General features: G+C 63.1%; 24 protein-coding genes. 20 read left to right on the top strand and 4 right to left on the bottom strand.

Annotated elements, in window-relative coordinates; genetic code table 11:
- The first annotated feature begins 26 nt into the window (after positions 1-26).
- The 11 genes from atpB to ABCW42_RS13645 all read left to right on the top strand — a co-directional run bounded on the left by atpB (position 27) and on the right by ABCW42_RS13645 (position 11,367).
- A complete protein-coding gene (gene atpB, locus ABCW42_RS13695; protein ID WP_423181738.1) occupies positions 27-827 on the top strand; it encodes a F0F1 ATP synthase subunit A in 801 nt (266 codons plus the stop codon).
- Positions 828-906: 79 nt separating this feature from the next.
- A complete protein-coding gene (gene atpE / locus ABCW42_RS13690) occupies positions 907-1,125 on the top strand; it encodes an ATP synthase F0 subunit C (RefSeq protein WP_028264751.1) in 219 nt (72 codons plus the stop codon).
- A 53-nt stretch (positions 1,126-1,178) separates the two neighbouring features.
- Positions 1,179-1,739 carry a F0F1 ATP synthase subunit B gene (locus ABCW42_RS13685; RefSeq protein WP_133204012.1) on the top strand — a complete coding sequence of 187 codons (561 nt, stop codon included), beginning with the start codon at positions 1,179-1,181 and terminating at the stop codon, positions 1,737-1,739.
- Positions 1,739-2,566, top strand: a complete 828-nt coding sequence (locus ABCW42_RS13680) for a F0F1 ATP synthase subunit delta (RefSeq protein ID WP_423181737.1) — start codon at positions 1,739-1,741, stop codon at positions 2,564-2,566. The genes ABCW42_RS13685 and ABCW42_RS13680 overlap by 1 nt, the downstream gene beginning before the upstream one ends.
- Positions 2,567-2,648: 82 nt before the next feature.
- Complete coding sequence (gene atpA / locus ABCW42_RS13675) at positions 2,649-4,286, top strand: F0F1 ATP synthase subunit alpha (RefSeq protein ID WP_423184898.1); 1,638 nt, start codon at positions 2,649-2,651, stop codon at positions 4,284-4,286.
- A gap of 92 nt (positions 4,287-4,378) precedes the next feature.
- Positions 4,379-5,266 (top strand): F0F1 ATP synthase subunit gamma, encoded by an 888-nt coding sequence (locus tag ABCW42_RS13670; RefSeq protein WP_423181736.1) that lies wholly within the window; start codon positions 4,379-4,381, stop codon positions 5,264-5,266.
- Between the two features lie 86 nt (positions 5,267-5,352).
- The gene (atpD, locus tag ABCW42_RS13665) at positions 5,353-6,804 is read left to right on the top strand and encodes a F0F1 ATP synthase subunit beta (protein ID WP_133204015.1); all 1,452 of its coding nucleotides are present in this window, start codon (positions 5,353-5,355) and stop codon (positions 6,802-6,804) included.
- A gap of 1 nt (position 6,805) precedes the next feature.
- Positions 6,806-7,090, top strand: a complete 285-nt coding sequence (locus tag ABCW42_RS13660) for a F0F1 ATP synthase subunit epsilon (RefSeq protein WP_133204016.1) — start codon at positions 6,806-6,808, stop codon at positions 7,088-7,090.
- Positions 7,091-7,100: 10 nt separating this feature from the next.
- Positions 7,101-7,532 carry a DUF2550 domain-containing protein gene (locus tag ABCW42_RS13655; RefSeq protein ID WP_133204017.1) on the top strand — a complete coding sequence of 144 codons (432 nt, stop codon included), beginning with the start codon at positions 7,101-7,103 and terminating at the stop codon, positions 7,530-7,532.
- A gap of 5 nt (positions 7,533-7,537) precedes the next feature.
- On the top strand, positions 7,538-8,809 hold the full coding sequence (locus ABCW42_RS13650) for an alpha/beta hydrolase (RefSeq protein WP_423181735.1): 1,272 nt from the start codon (positions 7,538-7,540) through the stop codon (positions 8,807-8,809).
- Positions 8,806-11,367 carry a bifunctional lysylphosphatidylglycerol flippase/synthetase MprF gene (locus ABCW42_RS13645; protein ID WP_423181734.1) on the top strand — a complete coding sequence of 854 codons (2,562 nt, stop codon included), beginning with the start codon at positions 8,806-8,808 and terminating at the stop codon, positions 11,365-11,367. Before ABCW42_RS13650 ends, ABCW42_RS13645 begins: the two co-directional genes overlap by 4 nt.
- A 166-nt stretch (positions 11,368-11,533) precedes the next feature.
- Here the strand turns inward: ABCW42_RS13645 and ABCW42_RS13640 are convergent, their stop codons facing one another.
- The 3 genes from ABCW42_RS13640 to nucS form a co-directional block, all read right to left on the bottom strand.
- A complete protein-coding gene (locus ABCW42_RS13640; protein ID WP_423181733.1) occupies positions 11,534-11,737 on the bottom strand; it encodes a cold-shock protein in 204 nt (67 codons plus the stop codon).
- Positions 11,738-12,026: 289 nt separating this feature from the next.
- Entirely contained in the window at positions 12,027-13,274 is a 1,248-nt protein-coding gene (gene nagA / locus ABCW42_RS13635) for an N-acetylglucosamine-6-phosphate deacetylase (RefSeq protein WP_423181732.1), read from the bottom strand.
- Positions 13,275-13,357: 83 nt separating this feature from the next.
- Positions 13,358-14,053 (bottom strand): endonuclease NucS, encoded by a 696-nt coding sequence (gene nucS / locus ABCW42_RS13630; RefSeq protein WP_133204021.1) that lies wholly within the window; start codon positions 14,051-14,053, stop codon positions 13,358-13,360.
- A 69-nt stretch (positions 14,054-14,122) separates the two neighbouring features.
- Between nucS and ABCW42_RS13625 the strand changes: the two genes are divergently transcribed.
- Complete coding sequence (locus ABCW42_RS13625) at positions 14,123-14,455, top strand: ATP/GTP-binding protein (RefSeq protein WP_133204022.1); 333 nt, start codon at positions 14,123-14,125, stop codon at positions 14,453-14,455.
- A gap of 18 nt (positions 14,456-14,473) precedes the next feature.
- On the top strand, positions 14,474-15,268 hold the full coding sequence (locus ABCW42_RS13620; RefSeq protein ID WP_423181731.1) for an alpha/beta hydrolase: 795 nt from the start codon (positions 14,474-14,476) through the stop codon (positions 15,266-15,268).
- A 72-nt stretch (positions 15,269-15,340) separates the two neighbouring features.
- Here ABCW42_RS13620 and ABCW42_RS13615 read toward each other — a convergent pair whose 3' ends face one another.
- Positions 15,341-16,531 carry an AI-2E family transporter gene (locus ABCW42_RS13615; RefSeq protein WP_423184897.1) on the bottom strand — a complete coding sequence of 397 codons (1,191 nt, stop codon included), beginning with the start codon at positions 16,529-16,531 and terminating at the stop codon, positions 15,341-15,343.
- Positions 16,532-16,854: 323 nt separating this feature from the next.
- On the opposite strand from ABCW42_RS13615, the gene ABCW42_RS13610 reads away from it, so the two are divergent.
- The 7 genes from ABCW42_RS13610 to ABCW42_RS13580 all read left to right on the top strand — a co-directional run bounded on the left by ABCW42_RS13610 (position 16,855) and on the right by ABCW42_RS13580 (position 24,453).
- Complete coding sequence (locus ABCW42_RS13610) at positions 16,855-18,663, top strand: hypothetical protein (protein WP_423181730.1); 1,809 nt, start codon at positions 16,855-16,857, stop codon at positions 18,661-18,663.
- 36 nt (positions 18,664-18,699) lie between these two features.
- The gene (locus ABCW42_RS13605) at positions 18,700-19,665 is read left to right on the top strand and encodes a co-chaperone YbbN (protein WP_423181729.1); all 966 of its coding nucleotides are present in this window, start codon (positions 18,700-18,702) and stop codon (positions 19,663-19,665) included.
- Complete coding sequence (locus ABCW42_RS13600; protein ID WP_423181728.1) at positions 19,665-20,768, top strand: NADH:flavin oxidoreductase/NADH oxidase; 1,104 nt, start codon at positions 19,665-19,667, stop codon at positions 20,766-20,768. The genes ABCW42_RS13605 and ABCW42_RS13600 overlap by 1 nt, the downstream gene beginning before the upstream one ends.
- A 112-nt stretch (positions 20,769-20,880) precedes the next feature.
- Positions 20,881-21,672, top strand: coding sequence for an ABC transporter ATP-binding protein (locus ABCW42_RS13595; protein WP_423181727.1), 792 nt, complete (start codon positions 20,881-20,883; stop codon positions 21,670-21,672).
- The gene (locus ABCW42_RS13590) at positions 21,654-23,225 is read left to right on the top strand and encodes a transporter (RefSeq protein WP_423181726.1); all 1,572 of its coding nucleotides are present in this window, start codon (positions 21,654-21,656) and stop codon (positions 23,223-23,225) included. The genes ABCW42_RS13595 and ABCW42_RS13590 overlap by 19 nt, the downstream gene beginning before the upstream one ends.
- Before the next feature lie 93 nt (positions 23,226-23,318).
- Positions 23,319-24,101: a glucosamine-6-phosphate deaminase gene (nagB, locus tag ABCW42_RS13585; RefSeq protein ID WP_133204030.1), complete on the top strand. Its 783-nt coding sequence runs from the start codon at positions 23,319-23,321 to the stop codon at positions 24,099-24,101.
- A gap of 22 nt (positions 24,102-24,123) precedes the next feature.
- Positions 24,124-24,453: a DUF3039 domain-containing protein gene (locus ABCW42_RS13580; RefSeq protein ID WP_423181725.1), complete on the top strand. Its 330-nt coding sequence runs from the start codon at positions 24,124-24,126 to the stop codon at positions 24,451-24,453.
- The last annotated feature ends 109 nt before the right edge of the window (positions 24,454-24,562 follow it).

The following is a 24,562-nucleotide window of genomic DNA, read 5'->3' as shown; positions in this document are numbered from 1 at the left end:
GATGGACACTGCAGAGAGGAAACGCGTTGATCGCGCTTGCGCTCCCGGCCCAGGATTCAGGGACCTTCACCCCTCCCGGAATCGACCAAATGCACCTGCCGGCAATCCTGCCCTGGGGTGCCTCCGACGGATTCTCCAAGCAGATGCTGCTTGTGATCCTCTCGGTAGTCATTATCGCCACCTTCTTCGTCCTGGCCGCACGCAAGCGCCAGCTCGTTCCCGGCAAGCTGCAGTTCGCAGGCGAGATGGCTTACGGCTTCGTCCGTAACAGCATCGCCAAGGACATCATCGGCGGCCGCGACTTCATGAAGTACGTTCCGCTGCTGTTCAGCCTGTTCTTCTTCATCCTGGTGAACAACATCTACGGCGCGATCCCGCTGATCCAGCTGCCAAGCTTCTCGCACGTCGGCGGAGCCTACGTTTTGGCCGTCCTCGTGTACGTCACCTGGATTGGCATCGGCATCAAGAAGAACGGTCTGCGCTACTTCAAGCTCGCCACCGTACCCTCCGGTGTTCCCGTTTACATCCTTCCGATCGTCATCCCGATCGAAATCATTTCCAACTTCCTGGTCCGTCCGGTCACGCACAGCCTGCGTCTTTTCGCCACCATGCTGGCAGGCCACCTCATCGTGATGATCGCCGGTTCGGGCATCGAGTTCCTCGTGATGCAGGAAAACTTCCTCCTCAAGGGCGCTTCCGCCCTGGTCCTTGCGGGCGCGATCGCGATGTACATGCTGGAGGCCCTGATCATGGTGCTCCAGGCTTACGTCTTCACCTTGCTGACCGCGATCTACATCGAAGGCGCACTCCACGCCGACAGCCACTAGGCATCCCTCAATCTTCCCCTCCGGGGGATGAAGCAAACCAAACAACCTGCCGCGAACGCGGCATCTTGAAAGGAAAACAATGAACGGCGACATCAACGGCTCCCTTAACCTCATTGGCTACGGTCTCTCCGCAATCGGCGGTGGTATCGGTGTGGGTCTCGTCTTTGCTGCTTACATCAACGGTGTTGCACGTCAGCCGGAAGCACAGCGCGTGCTTCAGCCGATCGCGTTCCTTGGTCTGGCCCTGACTGAAGCCCTCGCCATCCTCGGCCTTGTCTTCGCTTTCGTTCTCAAGTAAACCGCTAAGAACAAGCGAACATTCAGAACCGAGTAGATAAGGACGGGTGAAACATGAATCAGCAGATCATCTCAGCCGCCGCTCAAGGCGCCGCCGAGTCGGCTAATCCGCTCGTTCCCAACCTTTGGGAAATGGGCGTCGTCCTCGCCGGCTTCGCGGTCCTCTATTTCATCGTGGTCAAGTTTGTTGTCCCGATGTTCGAGAAGACGTTCGCCGAGCGTGCCGAGGCGATCGAGGGCGGCATTGCCAAAGCCGAAAAGGCCCAGGCGGAAGCTTCTGCCGCTCTTGAAGAGTACAAGCAGCAGCTCCACGACGCCCGCGCCGAGGCCAACCGCATCCGCGAGGAAGCACGCGCAGAAGGTGCCCAGATCCTTGCGGACCTGAAGAGCAAGGCAGCAGCCGAGTCTGCCCGCATCACCGAGCAGGCTCACGCCCAGATCGAGTCGGAGCGCCAGGCAGCCGTTGTTTCCCTGCGTTCCGAGGTAGGCACCTTGGCCACGACCCTGGCCGAGCGCATCGTTGGCGAAACGCTCAGCGATGACGAACGCGCAGCCCGAGTGGTGGACCGTTTCCTGGCAGATCTGGAGACCCAGAGCGCAGGTGCAGCTAAGTAATGGCAGGTGTATCGAGCGAATCGCTGACCAATGCGTTGGAGCAGTTGGAAGCCAAGCTTCCGCTGGCCTCGCTGCAGTTGGCTAAGGACCTCTTCGGAATCCTGGGAACGGTGGACAGCTCGGCTGGCTTGCGCCGCGCCCTGACTGACCCTTCCCGCAGCGGAGAAGAAAAGTCGGCGCTGGTCAGGCAGTTGTTTAGCGGGAAAGTCTCCGCTGATGCTGCGGAAATCGCAAGTGGATTGGCCAGCTCGCGCTGGGCGTCCGCACGCGATATCGGCGATGCACTCGAGACTCTTGCCGCCACGGTGGTCATTGCCGTGGCTGAAAACAAGTCGGCCGTTTCTGCCTCCGGAATCACGGGGCTGGAAGAGCTGGAAAACGATCTGTTTGCTTTCAACCAGGCCGTTGCTTCCAGCCACGAAGTACAACGTGCCCTGGGAGAGTCGCAAGCAAGTGCCGCGGCCAAGGTCAACCTGGCGGAGAGGCTGGTGCCCGGGGCAAGCCCGGAAGCCCTCCTGCTCATCGGCCAGGCAGTCTCGGAGCCGCGCGGCATCAAGCCGAGCAAGCTTGTGGAGAACTTCGCCAGGCTTGCAGCCAAGCGCCAGCAGCGCTGGATCGCAACTGTCAGCGTTACCCGTCCGTTGACGGAAGCGCAGACCAGCCGCCTGCAGGCCGGGCTCGATGCCCTCTACGGCCGCGAGCTGAAGGTCAATGTCAGCGTTGACCCCACGTTGATCGGCGGAATCCGGGTCCAGGTGGGTGACGAAGTGCTTGACGCTTCCGTCCTCGCCCGGTTGTCCGAGCTCCGCCGGCAACTCGCTGGCTAGCCAGACAAGCACAACTTAACTGATACAAAACCCGGTCATCGTGAGCAACGATGATCACGAAACAGGAGAGCAGGGACTGCAGATGGCCGAATTGACCATCAACGCCGACGACGTCCGTAATGCGTTGAACGAGTTCGCGGCGTCCTACGAACCCGGTAACGCAGAACGCGTAGAGGTTGGCCGCGTGACCACCGCAAGTGACGGTATCGCCCGTGTTGAGGGTCTTCCCTCGGTCATGGCGAACGAGCTTCTTCGCTTCGAAGACGGCACACTGGGCCTTGCCCAGAACCTCGACGTCCGCGAAATCGGCGTCATCATCCTCGGTGACTTCACCGGAATCGAAGAAGGCCAGGAAGTCCACCGCACCGGTGAGATCCTGTCCGTTCCCGTGGGCGACGCCTTCCTGGGCCGCGTTGTCGACCCGCTGGGCCAGCCGATCGACGACCTCGGCGAGATCCGGTCCGAGACCACCCGTGCACTGGAACTCCAGGCTCCGGGCGTGACGCAGCGTAAGTCGGTTCACGAACCGCTGCAGACCGGTCTCAAGGCAATCGACGCAATGATCCCGATCGGCCGTGGCCAGCGCCAGCTGATCATCGGTGACCGCCAGACCGGCAAGACGGCAATCGCCGTGGACACCATCATCAACCAGAAGGCCAACTGGGAATCCGGCGACGTCAACAAGCAGGTTCGCTGCGTTTACGTCGCTATCGGCCAGAAGGCTTCCACGATCGCGGCTGTCCGCCAGACGCTGGAAGACAACGGCGCCCTGGAATACACCACCATCGTGGCATCCCCGGCTTCGGACCCTGCCGGCTTCAAGTACCTGGCTCCGTACGCGGGTTCCGCTATCGGCCAGCACTGGATGTACGGCGGCAAGCACGTCCTCATCATCTTCGATGACCTGTCCAAGCAGGCCGAGGCTTACCGTGCAGTTTCCCTGCTGCTCCGCCGCCCGCCAGGACGCGAAGCTTACCCGGGCGACGTCTTCTACTTGCACTCCCGCTTGCTGGAGCGTTGTGCCAAGCTCTCCGACGACCTCGGCGCCGGTTCGATGACCGGTCTTCCGATCATCGAAACCAAGGCCAACGACGTCTCTGCCTACATTCCGACCAACGTCATCTCCATCACGGACGGCCAGATCTTCCTTCAGTCGGACCTCTTCAACGCCAACCAGCGTCCCGCTGTTGACGTTGGTGTCTCGGTTTCCCGCGTTGGTGGTGCAGCCCAGGTCAAGTCCATGAAGAAGGTCTCCGGTACGTTGAAGCTGGACCTGGCCCAGTACCGCGACATGCAGGCATTTGCCATGTTCGCCTCGGACCTGGACGCAGCTTCCCGTCAGCAGCTGACCCGTGGTGCCCGCCTCATGGAGCTGCTCAAGCAGGGCCAGTACTCGCCGTTCCCGGTCGAGGACCAGGTCGTGTCCATCTGGGCAGGTACCAACGGCTACCTCGACGACGTTCCTGTTGAGGACATCAACCGCTTCGAAGCTGAGTTCCTCGAGCACTTGAAGCACACGTCCTCCATCCTGACGACGCTTGCACAGACGAACGTGCTGGACGACGACACCCTTGAGGCCCTGAAGACCGCAATCGTTTCCTTCAAGAAGGGTTTCTTCGGGGAAGGTGACAACCGCCTGGTTGGAGCCGGCCACGAAGAGCACGAAGCGATCGCCGGCGGCTCGGTCGACCAGGAAAAGATCGTCAAGCAGAAGCGCTAGGGCCTTGGCCCCGTGGCTGCGTAGCTACGCAGGCACGGGGCCCTCGCCAAAGCCTTAGCCCGGATCCTCCGGGATCTTAGGAAAGGAAATGTATGGGAGCCCAGATCCGGGTCTACCGCCAGAAGATCAGCTCGACGACGTCGATGCGCAAGATCTTCAAGGCGATGGAGCTGATCGCTACCTCGCGCATTGGTAAGGCCCGCGCCCGCGTCGCAGCTTCGCTGCCCTATGCAAACGCGATTACCCGTGCCGTTTCTGCTGTCGCAAGCCAGAACGAAATCGATCATCCGCTGGTCACCGAACCGGAGCAGATCCGCCGTGCCGCTGTCCTGGTCATCACCTCTGACCGCGGCCTTGCCGGTTCCTACTCCGCGAGCGTGCTCAAGCAGGCCGAAGGACTCAACGAACTTCTCCGCGCAGAGGGCAAGGAAGTCAAGACCTACCTGGTCGGACGCAAAGCACAGGCTTACTTCGAGTTCCGCGGACGTGACTACGCCCGCGTGTGGACCGGCGGAACCGATGCACCCGAGTTCGCGACCGCCAGGGAAATCGGTGCGGCCCTCCTCGAAGAGTTCGCCAATGACTTCGCCGACGGTGGCGTGGACGAGATCCACGTCGTGTACACCCGTTTCAAGTCAATGGTGACCCAGGAGCCCACGGTCATCCGCTTGCTGCCGCTCGAGGTTGAAGAGCAGGCAGTCACCGAATCCGAGCTCCTGCCGTTGTATGAGTTCGAGCCGGAGGCGGAGCAAGTTCTTGACGCCCTGCTCCCGCGTTACATCGAATCGCGCATCTTCGCGGCAATGCTTCAGGCGGCGGCTTCCGAGCTCGCGGCCCGTCAGCGTGCCATGAAGTCCGCGGGCGACAACGCGACGGAACTGATCAAGAAGTACACGCGTCTGCGCAACACGGCCCGCCAGGCCGAGATCACGCAGGAGCTTTCCGAGATCGTGGCCGGCGCCGACGCGCTGAACGCGTAATCGCCGGTGCATGGTCCGGCGCAAGCGGCACCTGCACCACACAGATAAACTTAACCCCACGCCATCTACTGAGTGAAGTGAGAGAGATGACTGCCACCGCTACCGAGCACGTAGCCACGGCCGGTGCCACCGGCCGCATTGCCCGTGTCATTGGCCCGGTTGTCGACGTCGAATTCCCGGCCGACGCAATCCCCGAGATCTACAACGCGCTCACCACCGAGGTAACCCTCAACGGTGAAACCAAGACCATCACGTTCGAGACGTCGCAGCACCTTGGCGACAACCTCGTCCGCGCCATCTCCCTGCAGGCAACCGACGGCCTGGTCCGCGGAACGTCTGTCAAGGACTCCGGTGCCCCCATCTCCGTCCCGGTCGGGGACGGCGTCAAGGGCCACATCTTCAACGTCCTCGGCAAGCCGCTGGATGTTGCCGAGTCGGAGATCCAGGCTGACGACCACTGGCCGATCCACCGCAAGGCTCCGTCCTTCGCAAGCCTCGAGGGCTCCACGGAGATGCTCGAGACCGGTATCAAGGTCATCGACCTCCTCACCCCGTACATCAAGGGTGGAAAGATCGGTCTGTTCGGTGGCGCCGGCGTCGGCAAGACCGTTCTGATCCAGGAAATGATCACCCGTGTTGCCCGCAACTTCGGTGGTACTTCCGTTTTCGCCGGTGTCGGCGAGCGTACCCGTGAGGGCAACGACCTCTGGGTCGAAATGGAAGAAGCAGGCGTTCTGAAGGACACCGCTTTGGTGTTCGGCCAGATGGACGAGCCGCCGGGAACGCGTCTGCGCGTCGCCCTCTCGGCCCTGACCATGGCAGAGTACTTCCGCGACGTTCAGAACCAGGACGTGTTGCTCTTCATCGACAACATCTTCCGCTTCACCCAGGCCGGTTCCGAGGTCTCCACGCTGCTCGGCCGCATGCCGTCCGCCGTTGGTTACCAGCCGAACCTCGCCGACGAGATGGGCCTCCTGCAGGAGCGCATCACCTCCACCAAGGGCCACTCGATCACGTCCATGCAGGCCATTTACGTCCCTGCTGACGACTACACCGACCCGGCTCCGGCAACGACCTTCGCGCACCTCGACGCCACCACGGAACTTTCCCGTGAAATCGCGTCCCGTGGCCTGTACCCGGCCGTTGACCCGCTGACGTCGACCTCCCGCATCCTGGACCCCCAGTACATCGGCAAGGACCACTACAACACGGCTGTCCGTGTGAAGCAGATCCTGCAGAAGAACAAGGAACTCCAGGACATCATCGCCATCCTCGGCGTTGACGAACTGTCGGAAGAGGACAAGATCGTCGTGTCCCGCGCACGCCGTATCCAGCAGTTCCTGTCCCAGAACACCTACACGGCCAAGCAGTTCACCGGCGTCGAGGGTTCCACCGTGTCCATCAAGGACACCGTGGAAGGCTTCACCGCGATCTGCGACGGCGAACTCGACCACATCGCAGAGCAGGCGTTCTTCAACGTCGGTGGCCTGGATGACGTCGAGCGCCAGTGGGCCAAGATCCAGGAACAGACCAAGTAGTATGGCTGAGCTCGAGGTTGAGATTGTCGCGGCGGACCACTTCGTGTGGTCCGGTGCGGCCAAGATGGTCAAGGCCCGCACCAGCGATGGTGAGATCGGGATCCTGCCGGGCCACTCGCCGCTCCTGGCCATTCTGGCTGCGGGCGAGCTGGCCATCGAGCCGGTTTCCGGAGAACGCCTTGCGGTTGTTGTGGACGGCGGTTTCTTCTCCGTCGACGACAACCGCGTGGTGATCGTGGCTGACAACGCCCAATTGGGTGAAGCAGCAACTGCGGGGATCCGATAGCAAGACCTTGATGGACGATTCTGTTTTTCCGTTCATCGCCTTGGCAACGGCGTTTGCGTTGCTGATTCTTACACTGTGCCTTGTGGGGGTGCGCCGCTTCAACTTGCGGCGCGCCCTCGGCACGGTCGACGCCTCCATTTGCATGGCTGGAAACAGCTGGCGGATGGGGGTTTGTCGTTATCAGGACACGGAGCTGGAATGGTTCCGGCTCCTTTCCCTCAGCTTCAGGCCGAGGCACAGCTTCCGCCGAAGTTCCCTTGAGCTCCTTGGCCGCAGGAAGCCCACAGAAGAAGAACGGACGCGGCTCCAGCCCGACGTCGTGGTGGTGGAACTGCAGCACGAGGGGCAGTCGTTCATGTTGGCGATGAGGTTCGAGGCCTATGCCGGGCTGTCTTCCTGGCTTGAAGCCGGCCCTGTGGTGGGCGTCGGCACCTGGCGCTGACCCCGGTGGACTCCTTCAACAAAGTGAGCCTGGTTGACGGGCCCCTGTTTTGGACCCTTTTGGTTGCCGGCGTGTTGGGCGGCGCCTTCCTTCTTTTCCGGCGACGCTGGAGTTGGCTGCTGCTGATTGTCCTCGCCCTCGCCATAGCATTCATGGTTGTTTCCATCGCCCACTGGCTGCTCGTCAACGTGCTCCTTGTCTTTCCCGAAGACCTTCCCCTTGATGTGCTCGCATGGTCACTGCTGGCCGTCGCGGCATTGTTTCTTTTCCTTTTCCGGCTTCATGGCTCTTCTTGGCGCGCGAACGCCGCATCCGGAGTCTCTCTTCTTGCTGTCATCCTTGCGTGCTCGTTGCAGATCAACAGTTATTTTGGCCTGAACCACACGGTGTCGGACCTGTTAGGGCATGAAGTCGGCCGCACCCCCCGGCTTGAGGACGCCTTGACGAAAAGCACCGCGGGAGCCTATTCAGGTGCCATGCCCACCGTGGGCTTGGTTCGCAGGGCAACGATCCCGGGAACCAGTTCAGGTTTCAAGGGGCAGGATGCCTTCATTTATTTGCCACCGGCATACCTTTCCTCCGAACGGGTCGATTTCCCCGTGCTCGTCCTTTTCGCCGGGCAACCCGGCCGCCCTGCAGATTGGCTGACCGGCGGACTCCTCGAACCAACCATGAATACGTTTGCGGCCAAGCATGGAGGACTGGCGCCCGTTGTGGTGGTGGTCGACCCGAATGGTTCCGATACCGCAAATACCATGTGCATGGACAGCCGGATCGCCCGCGCGGACACGTACCTTTCAGTCGACGTTCCGCGTTGGATTTCCGCGACGCTTGGAGTGTCTGCGGATCCGGCGAGGTGGGCGGTCGGCGGCTTTTCCTTTGGTGCGACGTGTGCGATGCAGATGACCACGCTTCACCCGGACACCTATTCTTCATTCATCGCTTTTTCGGGGGAACGCGAACCCTCGCTCGGTCCGGACCGCGTACGGACCATTGCGACGGCATTCGGGGGAGATACCGCTGCTTTCGAAGCACTGACTCCCTTGACGAACATGGTGCAACGGAATTACACGGGTCACGCCGGCTTCATCTCGGTTGGTACTTCAGATTCAGAATTCGGCCGTTTCGCCGACGAACTTGCCGTAGCCGCTCGCGCTTCAGGCTTCGAACTCAAGCAGTCTTCGGTAACAGGGGCCGGCCACTCCTGGGCCGTCGCCGTGCAGGAGCTTCCGTCGGCAATGGAGTTCCTTGCCCCTCGATGGGGACTGAAGCAATGAGCATCGACGAAGCACAGCGGCAGCAGGAGCAGCCGGATACCCGTGAGGACGCGAAGCCGGCCCGGAAAATGTTGGCAGCGTTTGGCCGGGTGTTTCTTGAGAAGGTCGCGACCCACATCGGAGCGATTCCGTTCACGGTAGCCGTCCTCGCTCTCTATCTCCTTTCTCCAGCGATCTTCGACGCCGATGTGGCGGGACCGGACGCGCTGCGGCACCTTGCGAGCGTGAGCGGTGGCGGCTTGAAAGCGGGGGACTGGTGGACCATCTGGACGTCCCTCATCTTTGCCGCCAATCCGGCTGATTATGTCCTGAGTGCGCTCCTGCTTTTGGTCCTCCTCGGCTCGTCCGAGCGGAAACTGGGATGGTTCCGTACCGCGGTGGGATTCCTTGGCGGCCAGTTCGCCACCGTGACGGCCTTCCTTCTGGTGGTCCAAATTGCCGCGTACGGCGACGACGGCTGGCTTGGGCGGATGATGGATGCCAAGACGTCCGGTCCGCTACCGGCGATCCTCTTCGTCTCGATGGCAGCCAGCGGACTCCTGCCCACTCTGTGGCGTCGACGCCTCAGGGCAACCGTCGTTTCGCTTGCAGTCCTGCTGGTCCTGTACGTCGGCGATCCCTCGGCCGTCATGGCGCTGGCCGGAGCACTCCTGGGCCTTGGTTCCGGCCTTTGGCTCCAATTCGGCCAAGGCATCAAACCGAGCCACCGCGCGACGAGGCGAGAAACGCGGAACCTGCTCTCGCTCATGGTGGCGATTTTCGGCGTCGGACCCCTTGTGGCCGGTGCAGTACGGAGCCCGGCAGGACCTTTGGCTCTGCTCCGGGAAATGGTCTTGAACCCCGTACCCACACTCACGCAGCTGCAGGCGAATTGCGGCGGGACCGTTGACATCCGGTGCCTCGAACTCGGCCGCCAAGGCTATCCCGGGCCGGCTGGTGTTGCCCTCGCCGTGGTTCCCGCGCTGCTGCTCCTCATTTGTGCAGTGGGAATGCGCCAAGGAAGACGGCTTGCTTTAAAGATCGCGATCGCGGTTCAACTCGGGGTCGTTGCCTTGTCCTTCGCCTATTTGGTCCTGTTCGCCAGCATTCCGCATCTTCCAGGTCGCGGCCGGACGGTCCTCATGGGGCCGGCAGTCTTCCACATCCTTACCTTGGCGCTCGTGCCGCTGGTCCTCGCTGTCCTGCTTTTCCTGTTCCGCGGAAATTTCGTAGTGGGCTCAAGGGCGCCCCTTCGACGGAAGATGGCCTGGCTCGTTGGCGCGACGTGGCTGGTGCTGGCCAGCGCCTATACGGGAGCCTGGCTAGGCGCGGGTGGACCCGCCCATGACGGGGGAGTACTGGGTCTTGCCGGCGAACTCGTTCGGCAATATTTGCCATTGCCGATACCCGCCACCTTTGGCCGGGTATTCGCCGCGCGGAGTGCCGTGGAATCGATTTTATTCGCCTGGTCAGGGATTGTTTTCTGGCTGGTTGCCCTTGCCGCCGTCTGGACGTTGCTGCTCAAGCGGCAACATGGTCCTGGTGGCGATGACCCCGCTCGCTTCCTGGCCAGGGACTTGGTGAGGAAAGGGGGAGGGTCGCTTTCGTGGATGGCGCTGTGGGAGCCCAACAAGTTCTGGTTCACTCCCAACCGGGATGCCGGCATTGCCTACCAGCAACACGGAAATGTCGCATTGACTTTGTCCGGACCCTTCGGCGATCTCCGACACGCCGGTACCGCAACTGAGGGTTTCCTCGACTATTGCGCGGACCACGCCTTGGTACCGTGCCTCTATTCATGCACCGAGGAATTGTGGCCCATGCTCCGGAGCGCGGGATTCCGCCGGATCGCCGTCGCCCAGGAAACCAGGCTATTTATCCGGGACCTGGAATTCACGGGCAAGGCATGGCAAAACGTGCGAACGGCAAGGAACCGGGCGGTCAAGGCCGGTGTCGAAACCCGCTGGGGACGATACTCCGAATTCCCGCAGCATGTACGTTCCCAGCTCGGGGAGGTTTCCGAGGAGTGGGCCGCACGGAAAAAGGTGCCGGAAATGGGCTTCACCTTGGGTTCACTCGACGAGCTCATGGATGACGAAGTTCTGTGCTGCATCGCCGTGGACGGTAAGGGCTTCGTCTATGGTGTGACCAGTTGGTTGCCGGTCTACCGCGACGGCAAGGTGGTCAGCTGGACGTTGGACTTCATGCGGCGGCGCAGTGACGCCTTTCCGGGGCTTATGGAGTTCATGATCGCTTCGGCCGTACAGGAGTTGCGGCACGATGTGGAGGTCATATCCCTCTCCGGCTCTCCCTTGGCTGCCGAGCCCGATGAAACGCACGGCGGGGAGGCAGGTCTCGCCGATATCCTCGATCTGGTCGGCAGGACGCTGGAGCCCGTCTATGGTTTCCGATCCCTGGCCCGCTTTAAATCAAGGTTCCAGCCCGAGTACAGGACGTTATACATGTACTACCAGGACAGCTTGGAGATTCCGGCGATCGGCGCCGCATTAAGCCGCGCATATTTGCCAGGCTTGTCCGTTCGCCAAACAGCCAGGCTACTCCGGACACTCGTTGCCTAAGCGGGCAACAGACGCTGAGCTGTTGTAATATTCGCGCCTTAAGACGTCAAAAAACGCCATTAGTTTCCTCCGAATAAGAAACTCTTGCGAAATACAGGAAAAGGGGTCCCGCGGCCGCCGCGGAACCCCTTCACCGAATCTGCGAAGCAGAATTCAATGCGCCAAACTAGATCGCGACAACGCCAGTGGCCTGCGGACCCTTCGCGCCCTGACCGATCTCGAACTGAACACGCTGGTTCTCGTCGAGGGTGCGGAAGCCGCCGGTCTGGATCTCGGAGTAGTGGACAAAGACGTCGCCTTCAGCGTCGTCCGGGGTGATGAAGCCGAAGCCCTTTTCAGCGTTGAACCACTTGACAGTGCCCAGTGCCATTTTTTGTTTCTCCTCATTGTGGAACTTTTAAGTTCGGCACACGGCGTGCCGGCCTTGTTACTCCGCGAGAAGACCTGGTATTCCCTCCAAGCCGGGCTTGGCTGGCAGGAGCTTCACGCTCGCAACACGTCTTGCGAGCATGAATCACACCTACACAAAGACTGCTACAACACTTTCATGGCGGCTACGGGAGGTCAACGGTCTGCCCGGGTATTCCGGCAAAATTTAAGTAAAAAGAAGGTGACGCCAAAAGGGTGGGTGGCCCATTGGGGGCGCACCTGAATTCCGCTTACGCTATCCAATCCCCATTGCGCAATACCGCGGCAAGCCGCAGTTCCTTATCCACCACCACGAGGTCCGCCCGCAAGCCCCTGCGAAGGCCGCCGAGCTCGTCCGATAGTCCCAGGACAGCCGCGGGCACCGCCGTCGCCGATGAAACGGCGTCGGCGAGTCCGACGCCGGCGCGCACGGTGTGCCGCACGACGTCGAGCATTGTGGCGGTGCCGCCGGCGATGGAACCTGTCGAGTCCAAAGTGGCCACGCCGTTCGTCACCGTCACAGGAGACGGGCCAAGCATGTAGTTTCCGTCCGAAAGCCCGGCGGCGGCCATCGAGTCCGTGACGAGGACGATATTGGAGGCGCCCACGAGCTGGAAGACGGTCGCGACCATGCGGGGATCCAGGTGCGTGCCGTCCGCGATCAGCTCCAGCACCGCCTTGCCTTCCTGGGCAGTGCGGAGGCAGGCCGCAACAGGACCGGGGGCGCGATGGTGCATGGGCGGCATCCCGTTGAACAAATGCGTGACTGTCGGCAAGGAGCTGACACCGTCGAAGCCGGCAGATTCCAGGCCCTCGCGTGCGGCGGCCAAGGAGGTGGCCGCCGTCGCGTCGTCGCAATCCGTGTGGCCAAGCGACGGGGTGACTCCGTGGAACGTCATGAGGTCCACGAGTTCGGCAGCGCCGGGCAATTCAGGTGCGTAGGTCATGGTGGCCAGCTTGCCCGCCGCCGCTTCGACAAGCTCGTTCAAGAGCCCGAGGTCGGGCTCCAACAGGAACTCCGGATTCTGGGCGCCACACCGCGCATGCGAGAGGAACGGTCCCTCGAGGTGGATTCCGGCAACCAGCCCCTCGTCGGCCAGGCGCACGAACAGTTCAATTCCGCGCAGGAGGTCCTCGCGCGGCGCGGTGACCATGCTGGCGAGGAACGTCGTGGTTCCGGAGCGGTGGAGGAAATCGATGGCCTTCCGCGCGGACGCCTCTTCCGCGCCGGGGAAGTCGCCCCCGTTGCCACCGTGGCAGTGCACGTCCACGAATCCTGGGACGAGGTACCGTTCGGAGGGGAGATCGGTCCTGAGGGATTCCTCGAAGCCTTCGAAGGATCCTTCGTCAAACTCTGCGGCGACCCCGGAGAAAACGATGCGGCCGTCTTCGACGGCCACCAGGCCGTCCTCGATCACCGTGGCGTCCGTGACGATCGTTCCGGTGATGAGGTGGCGTACGGGCGCAGACGAGAATGTTGGCTGGTCTGTGGCAGTCATGGTTCGATTCTAGTTGCCGGTGTCCAGCAGGCGCCGGTGCGGAACCTTTGAGCAGGTGCGGAACCTGGAATCGCTGCGGAAACCTAGAACAGCCGGCTCTCGGAATCGTCGACGCCGCGCATTGCGTCGTAGTCCAAAGTGACGCAATCGATTCCGCGGTCGTTGGCAAGCACCTTCGCTTGCGGCTTGATTTGCTGGGCGGCGAAAATGCCGCGTACCGGCGCCAACAGGGGATCGCGGTTGAGGAGTTCGAGGTAGCGCGTGAGCTGCTCGACGCCGTCGATGTCGCCGCGCCGCTTGAGTTCGACGGCGACCGTCCCGCCTTGGCCGTCCCGGGCGAGGATGTCCACGGGACCGATAGCAGTGAAGTATTCCCTCCGGATGAGGGAGTAGCCGGGACCGAGCGTCTCGATCTGCTCGGCCAAAAGACGCTGCAAGTCGGCTTCGACGCCGTCCTTGATGAGCCCGGGGTCTACGCCGAGTTCGTGTGAAGTGTCGTGGACGTGCTCGTAGATGTTGATGATGAGCCGGTCGTCGGTCTTGGCGGACTGTACCGACCACTGCTCCACGACGCCTTCTTCGACGTCAGTCTCCTCAGGGGTTGTCACGCGCAAAGTAGCGGGCGGACTCATCCAGTTCAGCGGTTTATAGGAACCGCCGTCGGAGTGCACCAGCACCGAGCCGTCAGCTTTGACGAGCAAGAGCCGGGTGGCCAGGGGGAGATGGGCCTTGAGGCGGCCTACGTAATCAACGGAACAACGGGCTATGACGAGTCGCACCCGCTCCACTTTACTTCCTCTGACGTTCCCCCTGACGATCGGGAGTGGCTGCTGGGGCAGAATGGAGTCATGCCTCGCTCCAACCGTCCCCGGCGTTCCGAATCAGCGAAAGCAAGCTGGAAACGGACCGGGCAGTCGCCGGACCTGGATTTGGAGCGTGCCCGGGCAGGGATCGCCCGCCGGGAAAGTGCACCCGACGGCGACTGGATGGTCCGGACCATGACGGCCCGAAATGCCGAGAAGACGTACATCTGCCCCGGTTGTCACACAGCGATCATGCCGGGGATCGCACATCTGGTGGTGTGGTCGGACACACACCTCTTCGGCGCCGCCGCCGGACTGGCGGAACGCCGCCACTGGCACACCAATTGCTGGACCGGCCGAACGTATAGGTACCGCTGAGCACTTAGGCTTGGAAACATGAGTTTCGATCCTGCGTCCCTCGTTTTCGGCCAGCCCGAATCGGCCACGGAAATCCGAGCGTCCACGGTATTGCCCGCACGCCGGGAAAACGTGGAGTTCCTGACCGAAGACGGAAAGCTGCTCGTCGGCGAGTTAGCGACTCCGGAATCCGGGGAAATCGTGGCGACGCTCATCACCCTGCACCCCTTGCCCACGCACGGCGGCTTCATGGATTCGCACGTTTACCGCAAAGCGTCCTACCGGCTTCCGGCGCTGGCCGGCGTCGCCGTCCTGCGTTTCAACACGCGTGGCACGCACTCGCCGCGGGGCACCAGCCAAGGGCACTTTGAAGAGGGCATTGGCGAGCGTTACGACGTCGAGGCCGCCGTTCGCTTCGCCGTCGAGCGGGGGCTTCCGAACCGGTGGTTGGTGGGTTGGTCCTTCGGCACGGAACTGGCTTTGATGTACGGCGCGGTCGAACCCGTGGCCTCACAGATCGAAGGTGCCGTGCTGTTGTCCCCACCCCTGCACCGGGCCACGGACGTCCATTTGAAGGAGTGGGCGGCGTCGGGCATGCCCCTGACCGTCCTGGTTCCGGAACACGACGATTACCTTCAACCCGCGGAAGCCGCCGATCGCTTCGCGCTCGTGCCCCAGGCGCGCGTGCTGGGAGTCGACGGCGCCAAGCACCTTTGGGTGGGCGAGAAGTACGCGGCACGTGTCCTGGACGAAATTGTGGACGACGTCACGCCGTCGGGATCCGGCGTCGAAGGACTCGCGCGCCAATGGAACGGCCCGGTCGCCACGGCCTAGATAGCTGCGGTTCCCGTCCACGGGCCGGTCAGTGCCCGACGGCGGCCCGCGGCCTGGTCGGTGCCGGTCTGGTTAGTGCCGGTCTTGCCGGGCGATGAAGACTTCCTTCATGAGCAGCATGACGGCTGCCGCGGTCGGAATGGCGATCAAGGCGCCGAGGACTCCGAGCAAGCTGCCGCCGGCGATCACCGAGATGACGGCGACTGCTCCGGGAACGGCCACTGCCTTCTGCATGATGCGCGGCGAAATGAAGTACGCCTCGAACTGGAGGTAGGCAAAATAGCAGATGGCATAGACCAACGCCGTCTGCCAGCCGGCAGTTAGGGCAACCAGGATGACCACGACGGCGGCAATCATGCCGCCGACCAGGGGGATGAAGGCGAGCAGCGCCACGACGAACGCCAGCAGGACACTGAACGGAATGCGCAGGATGCTCATGACGATGAAGGCATACAGGGCGTTGAGCAAAGCCACGCACACCTGCCCGATGACGTAGTTGCCCACGGAACGGGTGATTTCCTCGGACAACGCCTCCACACGCACCCTCCGGGAGCGCGGAGCAAGGCGGTAGCCCCATCTCTTCATGGCAGGAAGGGCGCCGAGGAAGTAGAGGCTCAGGACCAGGACGATGAGCGTACCGAAGATTCCGTTGGCAACCGTGGACCCGAATCCGACGACGCCGCCGAAAATACCGCCCATGGCGTCCGGGTTCTTGACGAACTTGTCCAGCTCCTGGCTGATCCTGTCGCGCACGCCGAATTGGCTGTCCAACGAACGGAAGAAATCGGAATCCACGAAGCCCCGGATCCAGTCCGGCGCCTCGCGGACGATCTGGGTCACCTGTTCCACGATCGTGGGAATGAGGGTGGCGAAAAACGCCGCCACTCCGGCGACGAGGGCTCCTACGGCAATGAAGACGCCGGCGGGCCGCGGGACCTTCCGGCTTTCGAACCAGCGGACCACGGGGTCGAGACCCAAGGCAATGAACAGCGCGGTCACGATCCACAACAGCAACTGCGCTGTGTTCATGCCGATGTAATACAGCATGAGTGCAACGCCCACGCCCGCGGTTCCCATGAATCCGACGTACAGCGGATGCTGCGAAGACATCCGCGGGCCAGGGGAGCCGAAACGTGGACCGTCTGCTTCCTCCTCTTCGACGTCGGAGGCTATGTCACGTTCGAGCTCCGGCGGCATCTCGAAACGGACCCTGGGCTGTGCGCCGGGAATCGGCTGGCGCAATCGCCGAACGAAGGACGCCATCAGGCCGTCTCCATGGTCCCGGACGTCGTGGCCAGGGCCGATGGAGCCGTTGCCGTTGGGGCCTGCGCCATTGGACGAACCCTCCCGGCCGTCCCCGGGGCCAGGGAGACTCGGATCCTTGCGCTCTTTCACGTGGTTTCGCTGCCTTTTCGTTCCGCGATCAGGCCCCGGCGGCGCCCGATATCATGTTGTTCGCCACACTATCAGCCGCCCGGAATTGCCGGTTTCCCGCGGTAGACCGCGGGTCGGCAACTCGTTGGCGGACGACGCCGAACTGACTCGAAGGTAACGAAACCGTTACCCTTGAAGTTCAACGACCGCTGATGATAGGTATTCCTGTGCGATTGAAGACTGCAGTTTCGCTGGTGCTGCTTGGCCTGCTGACACTGTTGGCCGGCATCGGCCAGCTGACCTTTTGGGCTCCGGCCGAGACCGTTACCGCGTCCGCTCCGGCCGACACCAAATCCGCTCCGCTGACCGTTATCGACCAAAGCGTGCTGACCCACAAGGGCGGCCCCACGAAGATCAGCATCAAAGGTGACGGAAACTTCGTGCTGGCGGTCGGTCGTCCCGACGACGTGGATGCCTGGGTAGGCAAGACGGCACACAACAGTGTCACGGGAGTTTCCGAGGACGGCAAGTCCCTGCAGGTCTCTGCTGCCGCAGGTGATGCGAAGGCCCCGTCGCCGGCGAATTCGGATCTTTGGGTGCAGACCGAGAACGCGAACGGACAGTTGGACTACACCTGGACGCCGCCGGCCAGCGGAAATTGGTCGCTCCTGGTGGCTAGTGACGGAACCAAACCGGCGCCGTCAACGGTGTCTTTGACGTTCCCCAACGACACGAGCATGCCGTGGGCCGTCCCCCTCATCGTGATCGGCGCAATCCTCATTCTCGCCGGCGCCGCGTTGCCGTTCATCGGCAGGTTCATCGGCGGCAAGGGCAGCGGTCCCCGGAATCCGTTCCTGAACCGGGCTGGAACGCCGGCCGTTGCAGACAGCCCGAGCGAAACCGGCGTACTCGAAACTCCGGAAACCGACGCTGCTGGAAGCGACGTTCCTGAAACCGCCCCGGGCAAAGACTCCAAAGAGGGATCGGGAAGCGGTGCGGCACTGCGGGTTTCCGTGGTGGCAGCCGCTGTTGCGGCCTCTCTCGTAGGTGGTACCGCGGTAGGCGCCCAAGCCGCGGACTCGCCGTCGCCGTCGGGATCCTCGACGGCGAGCCCGTCCGCCCAAGACGCGGCGCAGTCTTCTCCCGTCCTCCTGGACTCGCAGCTCAAGCGCATCCTCGAGCAGGTCTCCAGCGCCGTTGCAGCCGGCGACGCTGCGCGGGACGCCGCCAAGCTCGGCCCGCGGGTAGACGGCACTGAGCTGCAGGTGCGGACCCAGAACTACAAGATTCGCTCCCAGGTGTCGACGTTTGAGGCACGGATGCCGGTCCGGTCCACCAAACTGCTGGGCAGCGTCATCACCACGCAGCGTTCGTGGCCACGAACGGTAATCGCCGTGACGCAAGGCGACGGCAACGTGGTTCCCCAGGTCCTGACCCTCGTGCAGGCCTCTCCGCGCGATAACTACAAGCTCAAGGACACCGCCCCGCTCCAGCCTGGAACGTCCTTCCCGGCGATTCCGCTGGGCGGAACCCAGCAGATCGCCGCCGGGGACAAGACCGGACTGCAGTACACCGGGACCGAAGCCATGGCAGCGCTCGCCGACCGCCTCACCAAGCCTGACTCGGCGTTCAAGGACAAGCTGGTGGAGGGCACCAATTCGCCTTACATCGCGGACGTACTGGACTACCAGTCGAGCACCGTGAAATCCGGCACGAACGGCGACTTCACCTTCACCCACACACCGGCTGCCCCGGAAACGTCAGTGTTCCGCACGTCCGACGGCGGTGCTTTGGTCCTCGGAAGGCTGGATTTCACTTTCACCAGCAAGCCGAAGGCCGACGGCGACACGTTGAACGTAGACAAGGCGGCCGCTGTGCTTGCAGGCGGTGATTCCACGAAGGTCGGACTGGTACAGAACTTCGCCGAATCGGTGGCAATCTACATTCCGCCGGCCGGGACCACCAGCCCGATGAAGCTGGTTGCGGCCGTCCGCGGCCTGGTGGGGGCAAGCTTCCAGTAGGCAAACGCTGTTGGCGCAGCGGCTAGAGTGGACGGTATGAGTTCGCCAGGTTCCCGTCCCGTCTCTCCAGCCGCCGCCAGCCAGCTCAACCTTCGCGGCGCCGTCGACCTCTCTACTTTGCGTCGGCCGGCGCCGACGCCGTCGGGCGGCACCCCTGCCGCTTCCGCCGAGGGCAACGCGAATGGCCAGCCCTTGCGCGTGGATGCCACCGAGGGCAATTTCCAGGACCTTGTGCAATTGTCCGCACAGGTTCCTGTCCTGTTCCTCCTGTGGTCCCAGCGCTCGCTCGAAGCTGCGGACTTGTTGCGTGGCCTTGAAGCGGTGGTCGACAGCTACGCGGGCAAGATCGTGCTCGCGGCCGCGGATATCGACGCTTTCCCGCAACTTGCCCAGGCTTTCCAGATCCAAGCCATTCCGACTGCCGTGGCGGTCCTCAAGGGCCAGCCTGTCCCGCTCTTCGAGGGGCCCGCTTCGGATCCGGAGATCCGCAGCCTCATCGATGAACTCCTCAAAGTGGCCGAAGCCAACGGGGTCACCGGCAGCATCGGCGGCGGCGCTCCGTCCGGCGAGGCGCCGCCGTTGCCGCCACTCCACCAAGCAGCCTTCGACGCGATCGAGGCCGGCGACTACGCGGCCGCGGCCGCGGCCTACCGCCAGGCGCTCGCCGAGAAACCGGCCGATGCCGACGCCAAGGCCGGCCTCGCGCAGGTTGAGCTGATGGGGCGGCTGGAGTCGTTGACCGCTCCGGACGCGGAGGCGTTGCGCCAGAAAGCGGCCCAGGAACCAGACAACGTTGACGTCCAGTTGGGCGTGGCGGACCTGGACATCTCGGGCGGGCACATCGAGGACGCCTTCAACCGCATCATTGCCTTCATCGGGCGCAACTTCGGTCCGGCCCGCGAAACCGCCCGGGTACGGCTGCTGGAACTCTTCGACGTCGTGGGCATCTCGGACGAACGCGTGGCCAAGGCCCGCCAAGGCTTGGCCCGGGTCCTCTTCTAATGACCCAGTCGGCCCTTTTCAGTCCGCTGCAGTTGCGCTCCCTGACCCTTCCGCACCGCGGTTGGGTGTCGCCGATGTGCCAGTACAGTTGCTCGCCCGACGACGGCGGCGGCGTTCCGAACGATTGGCACCTGGTCCATCTTGGCGCGTTCGCAACCGGCGGCGCGGCGCTCATCCTCACGGAGGCCTCAGCGGTCAATCCTGCCGGGCGCATCAGCCCGCGGGACGCGGGAATGTACACCGATGAACAAGCTGCCGAGTGGGAACGGATTGTGGATTTTGTCCACCGGAACAGCGCGGTCGGCGGCAAGATCGGAGCCCAATTGGCCCATGCCGGCCGCAAGGGGTCGACATATTGGCCTTTCGCCGAGCAGGGCGGATCAGTGCCGGAGGACGACGGCGGCTGGGTTACGCAGGGACCGGGCAGCGAGGCGTTTGCCGGACTCGCGAGCCCAGCCAAAATGGACGAAGCCGACATTGAAGCCGTGATTTCCGACTTCGCCGCGGCGGCCAAACGGGCCGTGGATGCCGGGTTCGATACCGTCGAGATCCACGGTGCCCACGGCTACCTCCTGCATGAATTCCAAAGCCCTCTGATCAACAACCGCGAGGACGCCTGGGGCGGAAGCGAGCCTGGCCGCAATCGCCTGATGTTAGCCGTGGTGGATGCCGTACGGGCTGTCATTCCCGATTCCATGCCTTTGCTGCTCCGGATCTCCGCCAGCGATTGGGCCGAAGGCGGAGTGGACATCGAGGCCTCGGTCCGCTTGGCGCGGGAAGCCGCTTCGCGGGGCGTGGACTTGGTGGATGTATCCAGCGGGGGCGCGGTGGCCCACCAGCGGATCAAAGCCGGTCCGGGGTACCAGACGGGGTTCTCGGAGCAGATCCGGCGCGAAGCGGGCGTTCCCACCGGTGCTGTGGGTTTCCTGACGTCGTCGGGGCAGGCTGAGCACACCGTTGCCACCGGCCAGGCGGATGGCGTTTTCATGGCGAGGGCGGCGTTGCGGGATCCGCATTGGTGGCTTCGCGCAGCCTTCGAACTCGGCCATCCCCTCGAATGGGCACCCCAGTACCAGCGTGCAGTTCCGCGCCACAGTTTCTAGGTGTGCGGGCTTCCTCTTGTAGTCCTTTGGGATGAGGAAGCCCCGCAAGCCGCTGCGTGAGTTCCCCCTCCAGGACGACTCCCGGAGATGCCGCCAGGGCTAGGCTGGCTGAATGACGCACCCGCACCCCGATTCCCCCGCCGTTCCACCGGTTCCGGCATTAGCCCTGCGTGGACTCGCGAAGCGCTTTGGCTCGAAGATCGCCGTCGACGGCATCAACTTGGACGTCCCGGCCGGTTCCTTCTACGGAGTAGTGGGACCTAACGGTGCAGGCAAGACGACCACCTTGTCCATGGCCACTGGCCTCCTCCGCCCGGACTTTGGTACGGCTTTCATCCATGGCGTGGATGTCTGGGCCAAGCCGTTGGAAGCCAAGAAGCTGATGGGCATCCTGCCTGACGGGGTGCGCCTCTTCGACAGATTGACCGGTGAACAGCTGGTTACCTACGCGGGGCTTTTGCGGGGGATGGACAAGGAAGTGGTTGCCCAACGGGTTGGCGAACTGCTGGCGGCGCTGGACCTCGGAGGAGACGCGGGCACGCTCGTGGTGGACTACTCCGCCGGCATGACCAAGAAGATCGCGTTGGCTTCGGCCCTCATCCATGCCCCGCGGCTGCTGGTTCTGGACGAACCCTTCGAATCGGTGGATCCGGTGTCCGCGGCCAATATCCGCGGAATTCTCGAGAGCTACGTGTCCTCGGGCGGCACCGTGATTGTCTCAAGCCACGTGATGGACCTGGTGCAGCGCATGTGCGACCACGTCGCTGTGGTGGCGGCTGGCAGGATCCTGGCTGCGGGAACGGTGGACGAGGTGCGCGGCGACGCGTCGCTCGAGGACCGCTTTGTGCAGCTGGTGGGCGGCGGATCCCGGACGGAAGGCCTGGAATGGTTGCGCACCTTCTGAGCTTGAAGTGGCGGCTCCTGCTCAATGGCGTCCGCCGAAGTCCGGCGCAGCTCGTCGGCATGGCGATCGGAGCGCTCTACGCTTTCGGAGCCGTGGCAGGGCTCGCTGTTGCCCTTGTCGTGTTGCGGTGGGCGGACGTGCAGACCGCCCACAGTGCTGTTGTCCTCGGCGGGGCGGCCGCGATGCTGGGGTGGGTTGTGGTCCCGTTGCTTGCCTCGGCTGCTGACATGACCTTGGATCCAGCCCGTTTCGCGACGTCGGCCATCCCGATGCGGCAGTTGTTGGCCGGCCTGGCCCTTGCAGGCCTGATCGGACTGCCGGGTGCGGCCACCTTGGTTGTGGCGTTGTTCACTACCGTGACGTGGTGGCGCAGCGTTCCTGCCGTGGCCGGTGCGCTGCTGGGGGCCGTCGTCGGAGTCCTCAGTTGCGTGGTTCTATCCAAGGTAGTGACGACGGCAACCTCGAGCCTGGCTGCGTCCCGTCGCTTCAAGGACGTGAGCAGCATCGTTATCTTTGTCCCGCTGATACTGATGGGGCCGATTTTTGCCAGCGTTGTGCAGGGGGTTTCCCGATCCACCTACTATCTACCGGAGCTGGCCCGGACAGTCTCCTGGACGCCGCTCGGTGCGCCGTGGTCCATCGGCGGGGACCTGGCGTCCGGCGATGTCCTGGCCGCAATCGTGAAAGCGCTCATCGCCCTGGCAACCCTCGGGGTGTTGTTCTTCTGTTGGAACGCGTTGCTCAAGCGTGCTCTGGTCACTCCGCCATATTCAGGGGGATCGGGAAAGCGCGGCGGAAAGCTCGGCGTGTTCGGGCTGTTTCCGGCGACGCCTACGGGTGCCATCGCCGCGCGTTCGCTCAGCTACTGGATCCGGGACCCGCGGTACGCTGCATCCCTGCTGGTCATTCCGTTGTTGCCCGTGATTTTCCTCTTCCAGTCCGCCCAGGCCGGCAGCTACTCCATGCTTGTCATCCTGGGTCCCATGGGTGCCTTCATCTTCGCGTGGTCGATCGCCGCGGACGTTTCCTACGACAACACGGCGTTCGCCCTGCACTTGGCAACGGGCGTGCGTGGGGTCCATGACCGTTTGGGAAGGGCCTTGGCGTGCCTTGCGCTCGCCCTTCCGGTGGTGCTGGTCTTCGCGGTCGGTCCCTTCTTCCTGACGGGCGATTGGGCCTGGTTGCCTGGAATCCTGGGATTGTCCCTTGGAGTCTTGTTCTCGGGATTGGGCTTGTCTTCGATCGTCTCGGCGCGATATACCTCAAGCGTGCCGCTTCCTGGAGACAGTCCTTTCAAGAAGCCTCCGGGAAATGTCGCCCAGACGCTCGCAGTCCAACTGGGTGGCATGGGGGTGCTCTTGCTGCTCGTCGTTCCGGAAGTGGTTTTCGTGATCGTCCAAGCCGTCACGGGGGAGTCCGCTTGGGGCTGGGTCACCCTTGGCATAGGCCTCGTGCTCGGTTCGGTGCTTTTCGCGACTGGTATCCGCATTGGCGGCGGGTGGCTGGACCGCCGCGGCCCGGAACTTTTTGCCCAACTGATCGTCAACCGATGAACATGCACAAACAATGACAAGTCATGGGACATGGGATAACCTCGTGTTTGAATTGGTCCACTGCCGGAAACACCACCAGAGAGGTCCTCGCCGATGGAAATTGTCATCCTGACGGGAAGCAAGCAGATCGGGGCGCTCGCGGCTGACGCCATCGAGGCGCTGCTTCGGCGAAAGCCGAACGCCGTCCTCGGCCTGGCCACGGGATCGTCGCCGTTGCCCGTTTACGACGAGCTCGCTCGGCGCCACCGGGAAAACGGCTTGGACTTCAGCCAAGCCCACGCATTCGCCTTGGATGAATACGTCGGGCTTGAGCCAGGCCACCATGAGTCGTACCGGGAAGTGATTCGCCGTGAATTCACCGACAAGGTGAATATCGATCCCGCCAATGTCCACAGCCCGGACGGCATGGCGGCTGACCTGCCCGCGGCTTGCGAAGCGTACGAGGAAACCATGCGGGCGCTTGGCGGCGTCGACCTCCAGATCCTGGGCGTGGGAACCGACGGGCATATCGGCTTCAATGAGCCGGGATCCTCGCTCGCCTCGAGGACCCGGATCAAGACATTGATAGAGCAGACGCGCAAGGATAATGCCCGTTTCTTCAAGAACATCGACGAGGTCCCGCACCACGTGGTCACCCAGGGGCTTGGCACCATCATGGATGCCCGCCACGTTGTCTTGATCGCCACTGGAGCGCAGAAAGCCCAGGCAGTCCGCGATTTCGTGGAAGGTCCCGTCGCCGCCATCTGTGCCGCTTCCGTGCTCCAGATGCACCAGCATGCGACCATCCTGATCGACGAAGCTGCTGCCTCGTCCCTCAAGCTTGCCGACTACTATCGCCACACCTATGACAACAAGCCGAAATGGCAGGTCATCTGACGGCGAGGGCCGAGCCGCTAAGATGGAAAGCATGACAACGCTGCCTCCGGACCCATTCGAAGACGACCCCATGCGCGAGCTTTCCGGAGCCGGAACTTCCACTGCAACCATTGAGCGCGAGGAAACGCGCCAGGAAGTGGAGCCCGGCGACCGGGAGCGGTTCGCGCACTACGTCCGCAAGGAAAAGATCATGGAATCCGCGATGACGGGCGAGCCTGTCATCGCCTTGTGCGGCAAGGTGTGGACTCCAGGCCGGGACCCGCAGAAATTCCCCATCTGCCCGGAATGCAAAGAAATCTATGACGGACTTCGCCCTGGAAACGACGGCGGAGACAAGGGAAACAACAAGTAGGCGGGCCCTCCTCCGCCGGCAATGATGCCTGCCGCGCCGGCCATCCACCCCGCGGGTGATGGCCGCGGTTCGCGGTGGCCGCTATTTTGTGCGCCGCTCGCTTGGCGCT

Origin of the sequence: Arthrobacter sp. NyZ413 (genome assembly GCF_049390645.1) — a bacterium.
In the GTDB taxonomy this organism is placed as follows: domain Bacteria; phylum Actinomycetota; class Actinomycetes; order Actinomycetales; family Micrococcaceae; genus Arthrobacter.
The sequence above is the reverse complement of the archived record's forward strand: the minus strand, read 5'-3'. Positions and strand labels throughout refer to the sequence as shown.